Genomic DNA, 18,065 nt, shown 5'->3' with positions numbered 1-18,065 from the left:
TTTCCTCCTAATAGTATTCTTTCCTTGCTGATTTCCGCAACGCAATATCTTTAGCAAAATAAGTAATAATCAAATCCGCTCCGGCTCGCTTCATACTGATCAATAACTCGTCCACTACAGCAGGCTCATCAATCCAACCATTTTGTGCTGCCGCTTTGACCATAGAATATTCTCCACTCACATTATAACAGACCACTGGAATCTGAAATTGTTCTTTGGCTTTAGCTACAATATCTAAGAACGACATAGCTGGTTTGACAATAAAAAAATCAGCTCCTTCATGATAGTCGCTGGTTAATTCTCTCAACGCCTCACGACTGTTCGCAGGATCCATTTGATAGCTTTTCCGATCACCAAATTTCGGTGCACACTCCGCCGCTTCGCGAAATGGTCCGTAGAAACTTGAAGCATATTTAACAGTATAAGACATAATCGGAATATGACTGAAACCTGCCTGATCTAACCCTTCCCGAATGGCTAAGACGAAACCGTCCATAGCATTGGAAGGTGCAATTATATCGGCGCCACTTTCAGCTTGACTGACAGCTGTCTTGACCAATAACGGCAATGTGGCATCATTATCTACCCTATCATGATTTAAAATACCGCAATGGCCATGGGAAGTATACTCGCACAAACACGTGTCCGCAATGAAGAGCAGCTCCGGGAATTTCTTTTTACCTAAGCGGATCGCCTGTTGAACGATTCCGTTTTCGGCGTAAGCACCACTGCCTTTGTCATCTTTACTGTCCGGTATGCCAAACAACAACACACTTTTCAAACCTAAATTAACTAAAATCTTTAATTCTTCCAAATAATCATTCAAAGTGTATTGATAAATGCCTGGCATAGCACTGATTTCTTCAGTTTTTCCCTTTTCTTTTATAAAAAGCGGATAAATCAAATCGGTTAACGCCAGTTCATTTTCTCTCACAAGATCTCTCATCGAGCTGCTGGATCGTAATCTTCTATGACGGCTAAATTCTTGCATCATCAACTAACTCCTTTAATAACATCTTATGGACATCTTCCATAGTATATTTTTTTGCCTGATAATCCACCCTAAATCCCGTTTCAACAATTTTCCGGGTAGTCACCGGTCCGATCGAAAAAATAATAGGCTGCTCAGCTGTTGGAACCATTTGACAGCTTTGTAAAATCGAAAAGTAATGCGTCCATGCTGAAGGGCTTGAGAATACAAGAAAATCTATCTTTTGTTTTTTTATCAGCTCAACTGTCGGCCTATATGACGAGTCAGGAAAAATTGTGTCGTATAAATATATTTCTTTAATAAAATGGCCGGCATTTTCCAGTTCTTGTTTTAAAACCTGTCGTGTTTTTAAGCTGGTGGGCAATAGGATTTTTTTCGGGGAAGCTTGGGTGGCGAGCCATTCTTCTGCCATATCTTCTGAGTCAAATTTTTGCGGCATGAAATCAATTTTCTGCCCGAAATGCTCTAAGATTTCCGCTGTTTTTTCACCGATAGCAGCAATTTTTATTTCTGAAATTATTTTTGAAAAGTCAAAACGGTTAACCCCATTGACACTTGTGAAAAACAGCCAGTCAAAAGAACTAAGCGGGGTTGTCAAAGTCCATGGCAAAGAAATTGTTTGAATCATCGGCAGATGAACAACGTCAATCTTATTTCTAGCCAAAGCATTCACTATTTCAATGGGGCACATTTGTGGACGTGTGTAGACTAGTGTTTTTGACATAGTTTTGACACTCCTTTATTAAAGAAAAAGCACCTTGTTCGATCAGTTTTTCAGCCAATAACTGTCCTGCTGTCTCGGCAGCTGGATGGATGACTGTTTCTTTTAGGACTTTCTGCCCGTTGATACTTGCAATCATACCCGTTACCTGAATCAGATCATTCTTTGCTTCGGCAAAACCACCGATTGGAAACGTACAGCTACCATCCATCCCACGTAAAAAAGCTCTTTCTGCCAGAATAGCTGCCAAAGTTGATGGGTCTGTCAACGGCTGTATCAGATTCAATATTTGCTGATCCGCTTTGCGGCACTCGATTGCTAACGCACCCTGTCCAATCGCCGGTAAAAAATCGTTCAAAGGTAACTCTTGAAAATGCAAACTAGGTGTCTTTAACCCCAGCCTTTCTAAACCGGCACTGGCTAAAATAATCCCATCATAGTTGCCTTCTCTTAAACGTTTGAGTCGAGTGTCCACGTTCCCCCGTAAAGGTAAAATTTTTAAATCAGGTCTTATTCTTAAAAGTTCAGCTTGACGTCGCAAACTGCTGGTGCCTATTTTAGCTCCGATGGGTAAATCCGCCAAAGTCTGACTAGCGGAATTTGTGATCAAACAATCACAAGGATTTACCCGTTTCAATACACTACCAATCGTCAGTTGTTCTGGCAGTATTGTGGGCAAATCTTTTAAACTATGGACAGCAAAATCAATATTTCCTGCCAGTAATTGATTTTCAAGCTCTTTCACAAACGCTCCTTGTCCGCCAATTTTTGTTAAACTATGGCTGACTAATTTATCACCTTTAGTTTCAATTTCCACAATTTGGATTTTTATGTCAGTCACTTGTTTCTGGAGTTCTTCGACTACCAATTTAGTTTGTGTTACTGCCAGCTTGCTGCCGCGAGTGCCTACCTTAATGATTTTCATGACCTTCTCCTTTTTCTACATCCACGCCAAAAATTTTTTGTATCAGACAAATATCTGAAGCTGAATCTTTTTGAATTGATAACTCCTTGATTTCTTTGATAGGGGTCCGTAAAACTTGATTGACGATACTTTTCATATGTTTGCGAATAATTTTAGTTTCTCTATCATCCAGTAGAGGCAATTTTTGTAATAGACTTTTCATAGCCATTTCTTCAATCGCCAAGGTTTGCTCTCTTATTTTTTTAATCACTGGAATGATTCCCAATTGTTTCTCCCATTCATCAAATTTATTGACAGCTTCTTCGATTTCAGGGAGGACTTGATTTTTAATACTTTCACGTTCTACTTGATTTTCTTTTACATAACTATAAATATCATCAAGATCCATTAAAGCCACATTTTCTAAATCGCCGCACTCAACGGCAATATTCCGGGGCGAACCAAGGTCAATCATGAGAAGCTCTTTGTCATCAACATTAATCTGTGATTGGAAATCACTTGACTTGATTATCGGCTGGTGGACGGTAATTGCAGTGATTAAAACATCTGCTTTTGCCAATGAATCCTTTAGCTGTTCCAATGGTTTAACCTTAAAATCTGGTGAATATTTACTAACTAACTCTCTGGCTGAAGACAAGGTGCGGTTAAAAACCGTCACTTGTTTAAAAGAAAAATTAGCAGTATTTTTAAGGACTAATTGTGCCATTTCCCCGGTCCCCACAATGAATAAATGCTTTCCTTCTGTTCCTCCGTTAGCATCTGCCAGTTTTAAGGCTGAATGACTTAAAGATACCGAGTGCTCATTTAAACCATATTGAGTATGGATCCGTTTGGAAAAAGCAATCACTTCATTGAATAAATGATTAAAAATCGTTCCGGTTGCTCCCAACTGCTGCGCTATAAAAAAACTCCGCTTGAGTTGACCTAAAATTTGAGTTTCACCGATTACCATGGAATCAATCCCGCAAGCTACACTGAAACAGTGACTGACAGCGTTCATATCCTCTTTAAACTCCAAATAAGATGCGATTTCCGAGAAGTCTATTTGAAAAAAATCTGCTAAAAAGTGTTTTACATAGTACTGTCCCGTGTGCAGTTGATCCACCACACAATAGATTTCTGTTCGATTACATGTGCTTAAAATCACATTTTCCAACACACTTTTTGTTTCGTTTAACTGCTGATTTGCTAAAGCCAGTTCTTCTGCAGAAAAGCTTAATTTCTCCCGTAAGCTGACCGGCGTTTTTTTGTAAGTCAGACCAATATACAAAATATGCATGTCTAATCACAACCTTCTTCTTTTTCAAACCATTCAAGCAGCTTTTCCTTGGTTTTTTTGACTTTCAAAGGGGAGACGCCTTCAGAAGAAATAGCAATCGTCATCTGTTGGTACTTGAAAACCGACATATTATAAAAATCAGCTAGCTCTTTATTGCTCGTGACATTGACCCATTGTTTCGGATCTGCATCTTGTTTTATTTGCTCATTGACCTCGTCATGATTGGTACATGTAAAAATAATTAATGCCTCTCTGATATCTTTCTTTTCATATCTTTTTTTTAACCATTTGACTTTCTCCGTATTGATTGAGGGATGGAGAGAAGGACTGACCACAGTGATTTTCGCTTCTTCTTCCAAAAGAAATTTTATTTTCCGCGCCGCAATTTTACCGCCGCCTATAACCGCTATCGGTTTATCCTTAAGTTTTAGCATGATTGGATACATCGTTTTTCCTCTTTCTCGATTTTCTCGAAAAAACATTACGGCTGTTATGATGCAAGATTTCTTGTTCTGATGATTGGTAGTTCACCCAGCGAGCCGCAGCAAAAAAATAATCAGATAAACGGTTCAAAAAAATCAAAACTGCCTTGTTGACATACCCCTCTTTATCGCCAAGCTTAACAGCCAAACGCTCACACCGCCGGGTCACCGTCCGATTCAGTTGCAAAGAGCTTGCCAGTGTAGTTCCGCCCGGCAAAATAAATTGATTGATTTCCGGAAGCTGTTGCCAGTACTCATCAATCTTTTCTTCTAAAAATGAGCTTTTTTCCGCCACAACTTTATAAGGGCGATTTTCTCTCGGCACTGCCAAATCGCTGGCGCAATCAAAGACAATTTGCTGGATTATCGTCAATTCGGATTTTAAAGGGTCATCGTCGGACAATAATGAAATTGTAAAACCAATGCCGGAACAAAGCTCGTCTACCGTGCCATAAGTTTCTACTCTTAAGTCATATTTTTTTACACGTGTGCCGCCAACTAATCCCGTATAGCCTTTGTCACCGCTTCTAGTATAGATTGACATAGGTTCACCCTTTCCCATCAATAATTTGATAAATTTTTGTCATGTCCAAATGTTGTCTCAGGGTTGCCGCCAATTTATCATATTCATTATTTTTAAAATCATCGTATGAAGGAGCCCGTTCCTGATGAGTAGCCAAGCCTTTTCTCTGACGCAGTCGGTTAAAAAATTGGTGACGCCACTGACTATCGTCAAATAATCCATGTAGATATGTACCGATAACGCGACCATCTTCGCTCACAGCTCCGTCAAAACGCTGACAAGGCGAACCATTTTCTTCGATGATTTGCGCAAAGGGACTTTCCCCATTCAAAACAGTTTCACCCATATGGATTTCATAACCTCGCAGTGGAGTTTCATCTGCTATGGCAACGACTTGCGTAGTCGTTTTATTTTCCTTGAAATAAGTTTCAGTTTTCAAAATACCAAGACCGGGGAGTGTTCCATAACTGGATTCTATCTGTTCAGGATCATGAAGTTTAGTTCCAAGTATCTGATAACCACCGCAAATTCCAATAATGGTCTTACCGGCGTCCCTTACTTTTAAAATTTCTTTATCCAAACCGGTGTCTTGCAGATATAAGTTGTCTACGGCAGTATTTTTACTGCCCGGAATAATCAATAAATCAGGCAAGCCCATTTCTTCTTTTGAAAAAACATACCTGACTGAAACATCTGATTCCATTTCCAGACTGTTAAAATCAGTAAAGTTGGATATCTTACTTAAGCAAACCACCGCCACGTCGATTGCTTTAGCCTCATTAAAACGGCGGTTTACTTTGTTTAATGCCATACTGTCTTCATCATCAATTGCCAGCGACAAATATGGAATCACTCCAATGACAGGGACGCCCGTCAACTCTTCAATCATTTGCAAACCTGAATCCAGTAAACTTTTGTCGCCGCGAAACTTATTAATAATGATACCTTTCACCCGTTGACGTTCTTCTGGTTGCAGTAATTCGATTGTGCCGTAAATTGATGCAAAAACCCCGCCCCGGTCGATATCCGCAACAATAATCACCGGTGCATCTGCAATTTTAGCCATTCCCATATTAGCGATGTCCCGACTATTTAAATTAATCTCTGCCGGACTGCCAGCTCCTTCAATCACCACCACATCATTTTCGGCAGAAATTTCCCGGTATAAATGACGAATTCTTTCAACTAATTGCGGTTTAAATTCATGATATTCAGCGGCATCCATGTCAGCTAAAACTTCCCCATTGAAAATCACTTGAGATTTTCGATCGGAAGTTGGCTTCAGCAAGACAGGATTCATACGGACATCAGGTTCAATCATTGCAGCCTCTGCCTGAAAAACTTGAGCTCGACCCATTTCTTTTCCAGTAGCAGTGATATAAGAATTCAACGCCATATTTTGTGATTTAAAAGGAACCACTTTTAAACCGTCTTGAAATAAAATACGGCATAGTCCCGCTACCACAATACTTTTACCTGCATCTGAAGTGGTCCCTTGAATCATTATGTTTCCAGTCATCTTTTTCTCCTCACCTTACTTTGCTTGATAGAGATTAAAAGCTTCTTCGTTTTCAAATAATGGTATGTTAAGTTGCTGGTGAATTTTTACCAACCAAGGTTGTTCCAGTTTAGCTTTTTTAAGAAGTGCGGCATCTCTGAAAACTTGTCGCTTATCTCCTTCTGCTACTATCTCGCCTTGACTAAGAATATAAAAATAATTGCATATTTCATACATCAAGTCCATATCATGGCTAGATAAAACCACTTTTTTTCCTTGTTGAATCAATTTTTTGATTACGGTAATCATCTGTTTTTTTCCCGCTGGATCTAAACCGGCAGTAGGTTCATCCAATAAAACCCATTTCGTTTTTAAAACCAGCACACTGGCTATTGCCACTCGTTTTTTCTGACCATAGCTCAAATATTGAATGGGCTGCTTCCGCAAATGCTGTATTTCAAGTATGTCAAACACTTCATCCAATCGCCGTTGTATCTCGTCCTCTTCAAAATTCAAATTTCTTAAAGCAAAAGCCACATCTTCTTCTACAATGGAATAAAAAATTTGCTGCTCAGGATTTTGAAAAACCATTCCCACTTCCTGTCGGTAACTCATCAGTTCTTTTTTACTGTAACCAAGTGGGTGCCCTTTGAAATAGATTTTTCCAGTTTTTGGTTTAAGCAGCCCCATCATTGCTAAAAATAATGTAGATTTTCCCGAACCGTTTGCACCAATGACACCAACTGCCTCTCTTTCACCTAATTTAAGAGAAATATTTTTCAATGCATCATGTTCATGATTATAACTGATACATATATTTTCGATGTTGATCATTGTTAACCTCCTCTTAAATCGGGAAATCTCCGTTAAAAAATTTTATTTCTAGTGCGACAGTCATTTGCTGGTAACGCTCTAAGCTCTGCTTCATCACTAACTGTAACAGTAGACCTGTGGAACGGTATCTTGACTGGAAACTTTGATGACCAAATCTTAAATTCTGAATATGATAAATTGAATTAACCTCTTCCAATAAAATAAATATAAATCGATACATCAACATGGTTATTTCAATTAAAAAAACAGGGACACGGCATAGCTTGAATAGTCCCAAAATCTGCTGAAAAGGAACAGTCACAGAAAAAAACAGGGTACAAACTAAACAAGCTAAAGATCTGACTACTAACTTCGTGCCCATTGATAATGAAGCAAAACTTGGTCCCCAATAATTACTGCCGAACTTGACACTGAGCAGCAAATCATTTTTATCTGGTGAAAAAGTAAATAAAATAACTATAAAACTCACTAGTAAGAAAGGCACAGGTATCATCAGCCATTTAAGATACCGGACAACTGTGATTTTTGACGTGTAAATGATTGCACCACTAATCAGTACTATCCCAAAAATTTGCACGATAGGTGGACTAATCAACATCCCTAATAGTAGCAAAAGGTAAGTACTGCCTTTAATTTGTGGTGCTAAATTAATGAGTCGGTTATTGTAGACAATGCGATCAATTGACAGCATTTTTATTCTTCCCTTTATAGTACCCGATAATATACGTAATCATCCCCACACCTAAACTGCCTTGTAAAGTGAACAGCAAACTTTCGATCTCTCCGCTTTTTGGTTCGATAAGCGGTTCAAACCAAGGTTTGTAATCTGGTGAAATATCAGTAATGGCTTTTTCCGCTTCACCATCTGAACCCTCAAATGCACCACTTTTATTAAAAAGCAATGCACCAACAACTAAGACAATCACTGCCAACAGCATTAAAATATTTGTTTTAGTATGTTTATTTTTCACTTAAAAACGCCTCCTTGTTGATTGTTACGTTTGAAATCACCAAGTTATATGTGACTACGGTCAACAGACCTTCAGCGATTGCAATAGGCAATTGAGTCATCAGAAATATTCCCATAAATTTCATTACCGAAGCCAGTATGCCGCCAGAAACGTCTGGGAACACAACTCCCAGTTGAAGGGAAGTTGTCAAATAAGTGGATAAATCTGCAACAAATGCACAGAGGAAAATACTGACAGAATGATTCACTGAAAGTCTGCGCAATAATTTGTACAGGCCAAAACCAACAAAGGGACCAACGACTGCCATTGAAAAAGCATTAGCCCCTAAAGTCGTTAAACCGCCATGGGCTAAAAAGATTGCTTGGAAGAGCAGACAAATTGTTCCGAGGACACTGACAACTCCTGGTCCAAAAAAAACAGTACCTAAGCCAACGCCTGTTGGATGGGAAGTCGAACCTGTTGCCGATGGTATTTTTAAGGCGGACAAAATAAAAATAAACGCACCGCTCAACGCTAATAAGACTTTGTTTTCAGGGTCTTTTTCAATTCCCTTCTTCATCTGCATCAAACCATAGACGAAAAATGGTGCAAATACGACGAACCAGAAAATACACCATTCAACTGGCAAAAAACCTTCCATAATATGCATAGCTTGTGCTCTCCCGGGGATAATAAAAGATACTAATAAAACAAAAACTATGCCCCAAATCATTTTTTTCATTTATATTCCTCTTTTCTATCGATTTTTATAAACAATCATCGTTGAAAAATATGACAATTTATCAGCAGGATGCAGATCATTCACATTTCTATGAATTTGCTCATTTTTAAGAGAACTGTTGCTGACTAACACCGTTTTTTCTAACAATTGACGTTCTGCTAAAACCTCCAGCACTTTTGGCAGCGCCACTGCTACTTTCATGATAACAATGGTTGAAAAATAATCTAAAGCATTTGCTAAAAATTCTTTTGAAGCGGTCGCTGGTACCACAGAATATGTTTCTTCATCCAGCACCAAGGGAATCTGCAGATGATTGGAAATATGACAGAAAGAAGAGATACCCGGAATCGTCTCTGTTTCAATACTTTCTTTTACTCTATCCAATAAATAGCTATATGTGCTGTAAACCATTGGATCTCCCAAAGTAACAAACCCCACATCTTTGCCTGACTGAACTTCTTCAATAATTTCAGCGGCAATCTTATTCCAGGCTGATTCTTTTTCTGAAAAATCATTAGTCATTGGGAAATGACGCTGCCTGATTTCTAAATCACTGGGTAAGTACGGCTCAACGATGGCTAATGCTAAACTTTTTCCTTGTTTTTTGGCTTCCGGAACATATAAAATGTCAATAGTTTCCAGTCGTTCTTTACCTTTGATTGTCAACAATGTGGATTCTCCCGGTCCAGTGCCGATACCGTAAAATTTTGCCATCTTCATTCACCCCATTTGCTCTTTGGCATGTTCGATATAAAGATTTTGAATAGCTGGATATTCCCCCATGCCTTTCAATAAAACATCTACGTCAAAACCAGCTTTTATCAATTGACTCTTCCATGAATTTTTCTCATCAGAGGACATATCATTAACAGCATGATCTCCGGCAACTAACATCAGTGGAGTCAAGATCACCTTTTTGATATTGTCTTGGTGAAGTCGGTGGATAATTGTTTCAATTTCAGGATAACTTTCCACGGCACAAACATAGATAGGCGTTTCGATTAACAAGTGGTCCAGACATGCGTAAGTTGTAAACGCATTATGCTGACTGCCATGCCCCATCAGTACCAAAGCTTCACCTGTTTTTAATTCTTGTCCCAAGTCTTCCAACCAGTCTTGAACTTTTTTAAAATCTGAAAAGCTCGTCAATAAGGGTTTACCAATCTTGATTGATTCAAAATCATTTTTAAAACGTCCTGCTTGGTGAACCGCTTTTGAATATTCACTCCCTGGGATAACGTGCAGCGGCTGCATCACGATTTCTTTAAAGCCCTCTTCTTTTAGTCTGGACATCAATTGGGCCACCGTGGGGATTGTCAAACCCTCTTGTTCTTTGATTTTTTTTATCACTTTGTTAGAAGTAAAAGCATGAAAAATTTCGTATTCAGGAAATTCTGAACTCATTTTCTCTCCCATCACTTCAATTGTTTTTTTTCGGGTTTCCACATAACTAGTACCAAAACTAACGACAACCAAGGCTTTTTTCATTTGACATTCTCCTTTATCAATAATCGAATAACACTATCATAACTTGCCTCATCCGTCTCTTTCACAGGTATTCCCTCTTGCCTAAAAACTTTTGCGGTGATGGGTCCCATCACGATGATTTCTTTAGCTTTCAAAAGATTGAGTTCCACACCAGATAATGAAGTTAAAAATAAACGCGCCGCCTTTGAACTTGGAAAATATAAATAATCTAATTTTTCCCAAACACTTATTGGCATCTGTTCAATGGTTTCCCGGTGACTGATGAGGAAATCCCATCGGTCGTCATAAATCGTTTCACTTAGCCGGTCTAATAATAAAGCCTCACCAATCACTAATGCTTTACCTGATAAGCGATTCATGGCTTTTAACAATGCCGTAGTATCTGGGAAAGAAGCCTGTGCTCTCATGCCCATTTTGTTTAACAATAACTCCGTGTGATGCCCCACTGTCAGCAATTTCACCTGTTTGAAGTCCAGCCAGCTTTTTTTAGAATTTATCATTTCTGCTACAAACTTTTCCAAGCTGAAAGAGTCCAGAAAAACCCACTCAGTGTACGCTTGCTGTGGAAAGTGAAATGGTACAGATGTCAACTCTGGCTTTGTTAATTCAATGATTTCCGCTCCTTGATCCTTTAATAGCTGGTTCATTCTTTTGCCCCGACTGTAAGGAATACCAATTCTTTTGCCGAATAAAGGCAAACGTTCATAAAAAGCTAATTGATTTTTCAGCCTTACCACATCACCGACTACAATCAAACTAGGCGGTTTCATTTGAGCTTTTTGAGCTTCTGTTTCAATCGTTTCTAAAGTTGCTGTGACAGTTTTTTGACCTCCGCGACCAGCCCATTCTACGATTGCAACAGGTGTATCTATTTCTTTTCCTGCTGAAATCAGACCATCCACAATATTGGCAAGCTCGCTCATTCCCATTAAAAATACTAGGGTACCCTCTGAATCAGCAATATTTTTCCAATCAATTGAGCTGACACCTTCTTTCAAGTGACCAGTAATTACATGAAAACTTGACGCATAATCCCGATGAGTGACCGGGATTCCTGCGTAAGCTAGTCCACCGATTGAAGAACTAATGCCCGGTATCACTTCAAATGGGATTCCAGCTTCAAATAATTCTATGCCCTCTTCGCCTCCCCTGCCAAAAACATAAGGATCACCGCTTTTTAAACGAACCACATTTTTATTTTCCATTGCCTTTTCAATCAAAATAGACTGAATTTTTGACTGGGGTACAGGATGGTGCTTGGGCAGTTTTCCTACATAAATTTTTTCACAATGGGCCGCACATTCATTTAGTAAAGACGGGTCAATCAAGCGATCATAAATTACCACATCCGCTTCCTGGATCCTTCTCAAAGCTTTCATGGTTAACAATTCGGTATCGCCAAGCCCCGCTCCTACTAGGGAAACAAAACCACTCATACTTCTTCCTCCTCACAACGCAGCACAATTTCACACACACTATTGAAACATTCCGGATAATTTAATTTCTCCTTCAAGATAACGATGCAAGGAATGTCCATTCTTTCACACGCTTCCAGTTTCTCGCTTAGTCCTCCGCTAGTGCCGCTTTCTTTAGTGATTAATACACCAGCTTGATTGTGCTTAATTAAGGCAAGGTTCATGTCTTGGGAAAAAGGACCTTTCAATGCTTCGATTTGATGAGCCTGCAATCCCAACTGTTCGGTCATAGCAAGCACTTCAGTTGTCGGCAAAATTCTTGCCACTATTCTTTCAACGGGTAAGTATTTTAAATATTCTTTCAACGTTTTGCTTCCTGTTGTCAAATAAATGTTTCCTTGGTAGGTCAAGGCAAGTTCGCATGCCTCTTCAATACTTTGAACAGGGAGTCCCTTTCCTAAATCTAGACTAGGCCTCTCATAACGCACATAAGAAATCCCTGTTTTTTCAGCTGCATTGATTGCAGTTTGAGAAACCAATGTGGCAAAGGGATGAGTGCCATCCAATATTAGCGAAATATTTTCTTTTTGAATGAAGGCAGTCATTGTCTCTTCATCCATCCGTCCTTTTTTTACGTTTAATAAACTGGCTTTTGCGACATACTCACCGTAATCAGTCGCAACTGAAAAAACAAAAGGAATTTTCTTAATTGTTAATTGCTTTGCAATTGCTAGACTGTCAGAAGTACCACCTAAAAATAAAATCATACTTTATACCCTCTTGGTGTAATCATCTGGTTATTGTAAATAAATGTTTCTTTATTACCAATCAAAACAATCGTCGTCATGTCAACTAAATTCTCATCCAATTTATCGATAGTAGTCAAATAGGTTGTTTCAGCTTTGCGTCCCACATCTTTGGCAATGCCCACAACCGTATCGCCAGCTTTATACTTTTTCATAATCTTCAAAGCTTGCTCGAGATGTTTGGGTCTTCCCTTGCTGCGGGGATTATAAAGACAGATAACAAAATCGGCATCCGCAGCCGCGTGGAGTCTTTTCTCAATCATTTCCCATGGAGTCATCAAATCGCTCAAACTAATATGGCAAAAATCATTCATCAAAGGGGCTCCTAAGAGTGCCGCAGCACCAGTACTTGCAGTTATTCCCGGGATAACTTTTACCTCTAGGAGAAGATTTTGTCTGCTCACTAATTCGAGTATCAAACCCGCCATGCCATAAACGCCAGAATCGCCGCTGGATACGACAGCAACAATTTTTCCGGTAAGAGCTAGATCGATTGCTTTTTGACAGCGTTCGATTTCTTGCCGCATACCTGTTACCACAATCTCTTTTTCCCCAACCAATTCTTTAATTAGACGCATATAAGTGGTATATCCTACGATGACGTCACTTTTTTTCAATGCTTCATAGGCTTCAAAAGATATATCTGAGTTGCCTCCTGGTCCTAAACCGACGACGTATAACATTAAATTTTCCTCCCTAGTGCGAATGTGACGCCATTTCCCTGATAGCGTCCTGAAATCATCTGTCCCTTGCTTGCTAAATCTGCTGCGGCTTGGGAAACATTGCCGACCCCTACTGTTTTTTTAACGAATGGAGATTGGGGGTATCTTTCAGCTGCCATTTGTAATTGTTCTGTTGAATAAGTCTGAAAAGGTACTTCCAGCCATTCAGCTAAATCCAATATTCCTGCTTCATTTTTCTTTAAATCAATACTTGCTAGTAAAGCAACACTCCGCGGATGGATATTTTCCTGCTGACAAAATTTTATGTATTCTGCCTGAATTACCTCGAAAGAAACATTTTTTCGGCAGCCTATCCCTAAAACGTACTCTTGTGGAACGAGTATCACACTATTGGTTGGTGTCTCAAAGAAGTTTTGATTGGAAATAAAAATACTCCCTGCAAAATCATTAAAAGATTCCAGCGCTGTGCCCCACGGAATCACAGTGAAATAATCGGTTTCTCGTAAATATTCCTTGTCCTGACACAAAGCAACGGACTCTTTTTCGGCTAATAATCGATTAAAAAAACGAGTATTTTCTTTGAAGTGGTTGTACCAGCCAGAAATTTCCTGTGCAATCATATCGATCGCAGGGACACCCTGTACATCGGTAGCAGTGGTAATTACTGCTTGTCCGCCAGTTACACATGCTATATCTTCGGCAAGCTGATTGGCCCCGCCTAAATGTCCTGACAATAAACTGATGACAAAGTCCCCTTTTTCATCCATCACTAACACTGCCGGGTCATAACGTTTGTCCTGCAAAACTTCTGCTAAGCTCCTGACAACTATACCGGCAGCCATAATGCAAATGATTTTTCGGTAGTTGACAAACGCTGCTTGCAACTGATTTTTAAAACTTTCTTTTTCAAAACTTCTAGTATCCTCTGTTTTTATTCTTTCGGGGACAAAAACAATCACCGGTTCTGACCATTTATCAGCTAACTTCAAAGCAAGTTGTCTGCCATTGACGGTCAGGGCGAAAATTACCAGTTCTTTTTCCTTATTTGATTTAGCGGTATTCATGATGGAAATTCTCATCGTAAAGTTTAGAGTAGTAAAATTCTTCCCCCAAAAAATCTCCTACCATAATCAAAGCTGTCTTTCGAATTTTGGCATCACTAACCTGTTGTGCTATTGTTGCCAACGTTCCTGTCACTTTCATTTCCTCCGGCCAAGTTGCTTTATAAACAACCGCTGCTGGAGTTGTTTCAGGATAGCCTCCCGCTACTAACTCAGCCACTACTTGATCAATAGCTTGAACGGACAAGAAGATAACCATAGACGTTTGATGCTGAGCATAGGAACGGATACTTTCCCTTTCAGGTACCGGTGTCCTGCCAGCTGCACGAGTGATAATGACACTTTGGGAGACTTCAGGAACGGTGTATTCCACGCCTAAACTTGAAGCTGCACCTAAAAAGGAACTTACCCCGGGAGTACAGGTAAACGGGATACCGCGCTCAGTCATCACTTCGATCTGTTCCCTGATGGAGCCATAGATTGAAAAATCTCCTGTATGCAAACGAACGACTTGTTTTCCTGCTTTGATACCTGCTTCCATGGCATCAATGATTTCTATCAAATTCATATGGGCACTATTTAGAATTAGGCAATCGGGTTGGCAATACTTTAACAACTCAGGGTTTACTAACGATCCGGCATAGATTACCACCCCTGCTTTTTGCAACAATTGATAGCCTTTTAGCGTAATCAAATCAGGGTCCCCTGGTCCTGCTCCTACAAAATGTACTTTTGGCAATTTAAACGCCGCCTTTCCTTAGTTCAATAATGGTAATTGGATTTTGTGATTGATAATAGCGGCCTTTTCCTAAAGGCTTTTGTTTGCTCACTTGTACCAAGGTTTCTTCATGACTATAACCCCGGGATTGGAGCCATTTTTGTGTTTCACTGATATTTTCCAGTAAGATAAAATTTAAAATCATTGTGCCTCCTGAATTCAATAGCTCCCAACACCATTCAAGAATTTCGGTTAAATTTCCGCCGCTGCCACCAATAAAAATTGCATCAAAAGTCCCGGAATAATTAAATGGTGCTTTCCTTTTAATTATTGTCAGCCTCTCTGCTGAAAATTTTGCTTGATTTTTTTTGATCAAAGCCACTGCTAATTCTTTTTCTTCGATTGCAGTAACTTCTAGATGGGGATATGTCACGCAAGCCTCTATTGACACACTACCTGTGCCAGCACCTACATCCAATAAATTTCTTGCCCGATATAAATTCATTTTATTCAAGCTGATCGCCCGGACTTCCTCTTTGGTCATGGGGACATTATCTCGAATAAAAAGCTCATCTTTCATCTAAAATCACCACCACGTTCATCTCATATTTTTTCTTTGGAACATCGCTTGCCAAATACCAAGACAGTTTCTCATCGGGATAACTCAGATTTTCTCCAATCAAAAAATATTTATTTTCCCCCCGAAGCAATATTTCCTGAGCTATTTCATAAGGACCGATTTTTTCATCCGTCAAAACAGCTACTTTACTTAATCCAGCAATCAAATCAAAGTCTGGCACCCGTCCGTGTGAACTAGTCAAATAGCTATCTGCCATGGAAACCTTAGCAGCATTGAACAAATACTGAATAGAACTGATCCCGGGGATGATTTTGATTTGGTTTTTCGGCAATTTTTTCACTAACCAAGCAGCAATCCCATATAAAAAAGGATCTCCTGAAGCAAGTAAAACAATTTCTTTATCACTATGAGTTTCTAGATACTGTTGCAATACACTTAATTTTTTAGGTAAAATTTTGCGTTTTTCAGGATCAATATCTGTGAAGATAGCCAGTTGTCGTTCACTTCCGATTACCTGATCTGCTTGTTTCACAAGTTCACGACTTTTTTCAAACAAAAAATCTCCGCTGCCTGGCCCAATCCCCACTATGGTAATCATTGCCATTCCTCCTTCAAACTGTTCAATGGTTTTGTTGAAGCCAAGTACCCTCTTTTTGAAGAAAACATCACCACATCTACAACTGTTTCGGGGTCACGATAACGTAAAAGACGTTGGCAACGATTTTGGATTTTATCAACTATAACCGGATAAACTGCATCATAACCATATTTCTCGATTAAATCCCCAGCAGCTTCAGTAGTACTGCATTTATAAACTTCTGCCAATTGCTCTGGAGGCATTCCCAAAAGAGCTAAGTTGGCGACCATCACTTCCGCACGCGCATCCGCATCTTTACTATGGGTTGAAAATATTCCAGCTGATACTTTGATGATTTTTCCTAGATGTCCGATAATCAGCACTTTCTCGTAGCCCAAACGCTGAACTTCTTTTAAAACGTACCCTACAAAATTACTCATTGAAACAATTTTATCCGTATCTATGCCTAATTGCTCCACTGCAAAATCCTCGCCATAATTCCCCGGCGATAAAACGATTTTTTGATGGCCTTGTTTCCTTTTCATTTCCAACTCAATAGTAATTGCCTGTTTCCAGCCTTCTTCGGACATAGGAGTAACAATTCCTGTCGTCCCCAAAATTGAAATGCCGCCTTTGATTCCTAAACGCCCATTCATTGTCAGTTCTGCGATTTTTTTTCCCTCTGGAGCAAAAATCAAAACATCAGCGCCTTGGTCTGGAGGCAAACAATTCAAAATGCTTTTTTTTATCATCTTGCGTGGCACTGGATTTATTGCTGCTTCACCAATCGGCACTAACAAACCTTCTTGGGTCACGCGGCCGATTCCTGTGCCACCGTCAACCACAACTTTCCCGGTAGAGTTTACCATGACTTTTGCATAAATCAGCATGCCGTGAGTAGCGTCTGCGTCATCCCCACCATCTTTTTTAACCGCTGCAATGGCAAAATCTTGATGCTTTTCCACCAGTTCAATGGGGATTAGCAATTCTTGTTCATTTGGCAACGTCACCTTTATTTCACTAACTGTTTCATTTTTGAAAAATTGCATACATGCTGCTGTTGCAGCAGCTGTTGCACAAGTTCCAGTGGTATAACCCTTTCGCAATTTTTTTCCATTGTAAGAAACAAATTCTTCCATTATCATGCTTACCCCAATCTATAAAGAATGGCATTAATGATCGCAGCAGCTACGTTACTGCCGCCCTTTCTACCGCGGGTGACGATAGCAGGAATATCACTTTCATATAACGCTTCTTTAGACTCTTCCGCACCTACAAACCCCACGGGAGCACCCACAACCGCCACAGGCTCAAGCGTTTGTTCTCCATACATTTCCAGCAATCTAAAGATTGCAGTGGGGGCATTCCCAATAACAAACACTTTTTTCCCGTTTTTTTGTGCTGCCCATTCGATGCCTGCCATGGAACGGGTCACATTTTTTTCTTTAGCTATTTTGGCAACTTCCGGATGGCTAATGTAACATTCATACTCAATTCCTAACTTATCCAACACTCTTTTATTGATACCGCTCAATGCCATGGTGGTATCAGTAAAAATCGTTCCTGTCCCTTTGAAGAAATCTTTTAATTCACTCACCACATCGTGAGTAAAAACCAAGTTTTGTAAATAATCAAAATCGGCGCTTGTATGAATAGCTCTTTTAATAATCATTTCTTCATCTTTAGTGCGAAACTGATAATCCGGCGCGATTTCATTAATAATATTTTGAATAATAATAAAGCTTTCTTTTTCAATCATTTCGGGATTTTTAATGTAAGCCATAGTTTCTCC

Annotated in this window: 22 protein-coding genes; all 22 read right to left on the bottom strand. The window is 39.5% G+C overall.

Going from position 1 to position 18,065, the window contains the following annotated elements:
- Window positions 1-7 precede the first annotated feature (7 nt).
- The 22 genes from hemB to AC4PHI_RS06880 are packed head-to-tail and all read right to left on the bottom strand — an operon-like array spanning window position 8 to window position 18,056.
- Complete coding sequence (hemB, locus tag AC4PHI_RS06985) at window positions 8-991, bottom strand: porphobilinogen synthase (RefSeq protein WP_492201555.1); 984 nt, start codon at window positions 989-991, stop codon at window positions 8-10.
- On the bottom strand, window positions 978-1,715 hold the full coding sequence (locus tag AC4PHI_RS06980; protein WP_492199201.1) for a uroporphyrinogen-III synthase: 738 nt from the start codon (window positions 1,713-1,715) through the stop codon (window positions 978-980). Before AC4PHI_RS06980 ends, hemB begins: the two co-directional genes overlap by 14 nt.
- Window positions 1,669-2,637: a hydroxymethylbilane synthase gene (gene hemC / locus AC4PHI_RS06975; RefSeq protein WP_492199200.1), complete on the bottom strand. Its 969-nt coding sequence runs from the start codon at window positions 2,635-2,637 to the stop codon at window positions 1,669-1,671. Before hemC ends, AC4PHI_RS06980 begins: the two co-directional genes overlap by 47 nt.
- Window positions 2,624-3,916, bottom strand: a complete 1,293-nt coding sequence (gene hemA, locus AC4PHI_RS06970) for a glutamyl-tRNA reductase (protein ID WP_492199199.1) — start codon at window positions 3,914-3,916, stop codon at window positions 2,624-2,626. The genes hemC and hemA overlap by 14 nt, the downstream gene beginning before the upstream one ends.
- 2 nt (window positions 3,917-3,918) lie before the next feature.
- Window positions 3,919-4,362, bottom strand: coding sequence for a precorrin-2 dehydrogenase/sirohydrochlorin ferrochelatase family protein (locus AC4PHI_RS06965; RefSeq protein ID WP_492199198.1), 444 nt, complete (start codon window positions 4,360-4,362; stop codon window positions 3,919-3,921).
- Complete coding sequence (locus AC4PHI_RS06960) at window positions 4,337-4,942, bottom strand: cob(I)yrinic acid a,c-diamide adenosyltransferase (protein WP_492199197.1); 606 nt, start codon at window positions 4,940-4,942, stop codon at window positions 4,337-4,339. Before AC4PHI_RS06960 ends, AC4PHI_RS06965 begins: the two co-directional genes overlap by 26 nt.
- 4 nt (window positions 4,943-4,946) lie before the next feature.
- Window positions 4,947-6,440, bottom strand: coding sequence for a cobyric acid synthase (locus AC4PHI_RS06955; protein ID WP_492199196.1), 1,494 nt, complete (start codon window positions 6,438-6,440; stop codon window positions 4,947-4,949).
- 15 nt (window positions 6,441-6,455) lie between these two features.
- Window positions 6,456-7,253, bottom strand: coding sequence for an energy-coupling factor ABC transporter ATP-binding protein (locus tag AC4PHI_RS06950; protein WP_492199195.1), 798 nt, complete (start codon window positions 7,251-7,253; stop codon window positions 6,456-6,458).
- Between the two features lie 13 nt (window positions 7,254-7,266).
- A complete protein-coding gene (cbiQ, locus tag AC4PHI_RS06945) occupies window positions 7,267-7,944 on the bottom strand; it encodes a cobalt ECF transporter T component CbiQ (RefSeq protein ID WP_492199194.1) in 678 nt (225 codons plus the stop codon).
- Window positions 7,931-8,224, bottom strand: a complete 294-nt coding sequence (locus tag AC4PHI_RS06940) for an energy-coupling factor ABC transporter substrate-binding protein (protein ID WP_492199193.1) — start codon at window positions 8,222-8,224, stop codon at window positions 7,931-7,933. The genes cbiQ and AC4PHI_RS06940 overlap by 14 nt, the downstream gene beginning before the upstream one ends.
- Window positions 8,214-8,945: an energy-coupling factor ABC transporter permease gene (locus AC4PHI_RS06935; protein WP_492199192.1), complete on the bottom strand. Its 732-nt coding sequence runs from the start codon at window positions 8,943-8,945 to the stop codon at window positions 8,214-8,216. Before AC4PHI_RS06935 ends, AC4PHI_RS06940 begins: the two co-directional genes overlap by 11 nt.
- A 15-nt stretch (window positions 8,946-8,960) precedes the next feature.
- Entirely contained in the window at window positions 8,961-9,659 is a 699-nt protein-coding gene (locus AC4PHI_RS06930; RefSeq protein ID WP_492199191.1) for a cobalt-factor II C(20)-methyltransferase, read from the bottom strand.
- A 6-nt stretch (window positions 9,660-9,665) separates the two neighbouring features.
- The gene (locus AC4PHI_RS06925; RefSeq protein WP_492199190.1) at window positions 9,666-10,433 is read right to left on the bottom strand and encodes a sirohydrochlorin cobaltochelatase; all 768 of its coding nucleotides are present in this window, start codon (window positions 10,431-10,433) and stop codon (window positions 9,666-9,668) included.
- Window positions 10,430-11,869 carry a uroporphyrinogen-III C-methyltransferase gene (cobA, locus tag AC4PHI_RS06920; RefSeq protein WP_492199189.1) on the bottom strand — a complete coding sequence of 480 codons (1,440 nt, stop codon included), beginning with the start codon at window positions 11,867-11,869 and terminating at the stop codon, window positions 10,430-10,432. The genes AC4PHI_RS06925 and cobA overlap by 4 nt, the downstream gene beginning before the upstream one ends.
- Window positions 11,866-12,615: a precorrin-6A reductase gene (cobK, locus tag AC4PHI_RS06915; RefSeq protein ID WP_492199188.1), complete on the bottom strand. Its 750-nt coding sequence runs from the start codon at window positions 12,613-12,615 to the stop codon at window positions 11,866-11,868. The genes cobA and cobK overlap by 4 nt, the downstream gene beginning before the upstream one ends.
- Window positions 12,612-13,337: a precorrin-3B C(17)-methyltransferase gene (cobJ, locus tag AC4PHI_RS06910; protein WP_492199187.1), complete on the bottom strand. Its 726-nt coding sequence runs from the start codon at window positions 13,335-13,337 to the stop codon at window positions 12,612-12,614. The genes cobK and cobJ overlap by 4 nt, the downstream gene beginning before the upstream one ends.
- Window positions 13,337-14,401, bottom strand: a complete 1,065-nt coding sequence (locus tag AC4PHI_RS06905; RefSeq protein ID WP_492199186.1) for a cobalt-precorrin 5A hydrolase — start codon at window positions 14,399-14,401, stop codon at window positions 13,337-13,339. The genes cobJ and AC4PHI_RS06905 overlap by 1 nt, the downstream gene beginning before the upstream one ends.
- Entirely contained in the window at window positions 14,388-15,137 is a 750-nt protein-coding gene (locus AC4PHI_RS06900; RefSeq protein ID WP_492199185.1) for a cobalt-precorrin-4 methyltransferase, read from the bottom strand. The genes AC4PHI_RS06905 and AC4PHI_RS06900 overlap by 14 nt, the downstream gene beginning before the upstream one ends.
- Before the next feature lies 1 nt (window position 15,138).
- Complete coding sequence (locus AC4PHI_RS06895) at window positions 15,139-15,696, bottom strand: decarboxylating cobalt-precorrin-6B (C(15))-methyltransferase (protein WP_492199184.1); 558 nt, start codon at window positions 15,694-15,696, stop codon at window positions 15,139-15,141.
- Window positions 15,686-16,294: a cobalt-precorrin-7 (C(5))-methyltransferase gene (locus AC4PHI_RS06890; protein WP_492199183.1), complete on the bottom strand. Its 609-nt coding sequence runs from the start codon at window positions 16,292-16,294 to the stop codon at window positions 15,686-15,688. Before AC4PHI_RS06890 ends, AC4PHI_RS06895 begins: the two co-directional genes overlap by 11 nt.
- A complete protein-coding gene (gene cbiD, locus AC4PHI_RS06885; protein ID WP_492201554.1) occupies window positions 16,291-17,415 on the bottom strand; it encodes a cobalt-precorrin-5B (C(1))-methyltransferase CbiD in 1,125 nt (374 codons plus the stop codon). The genes AC4PHI_RS06890 and cbiD overlap by 4 nt, the downstream gene beginning before the upstream one ends.
- Before the next feature lie 5 nt (window positions 17,416-17,420).
- Window positions 17,421-18,056, bottom strand: coding sequence for a cobalt-precorrin-8 methylmutase (locus AC4PHI_RS06880; RefSeq protein WP_492199182.1), 636 nt, complete (start codon window positions 18,054-18,056; stop codon window positions 17,421-17,423).
- Window positions 18,057-18,065: the final 9 nt, after the last annotated feature.

This window comes from Vagococcus sp. QWL-13, assembly GCF_058683555.1.
Note: the sequence above shows the minus strand (reverse complement) of the source record. Positions and strands in the feature narration are given on the sequence as shown.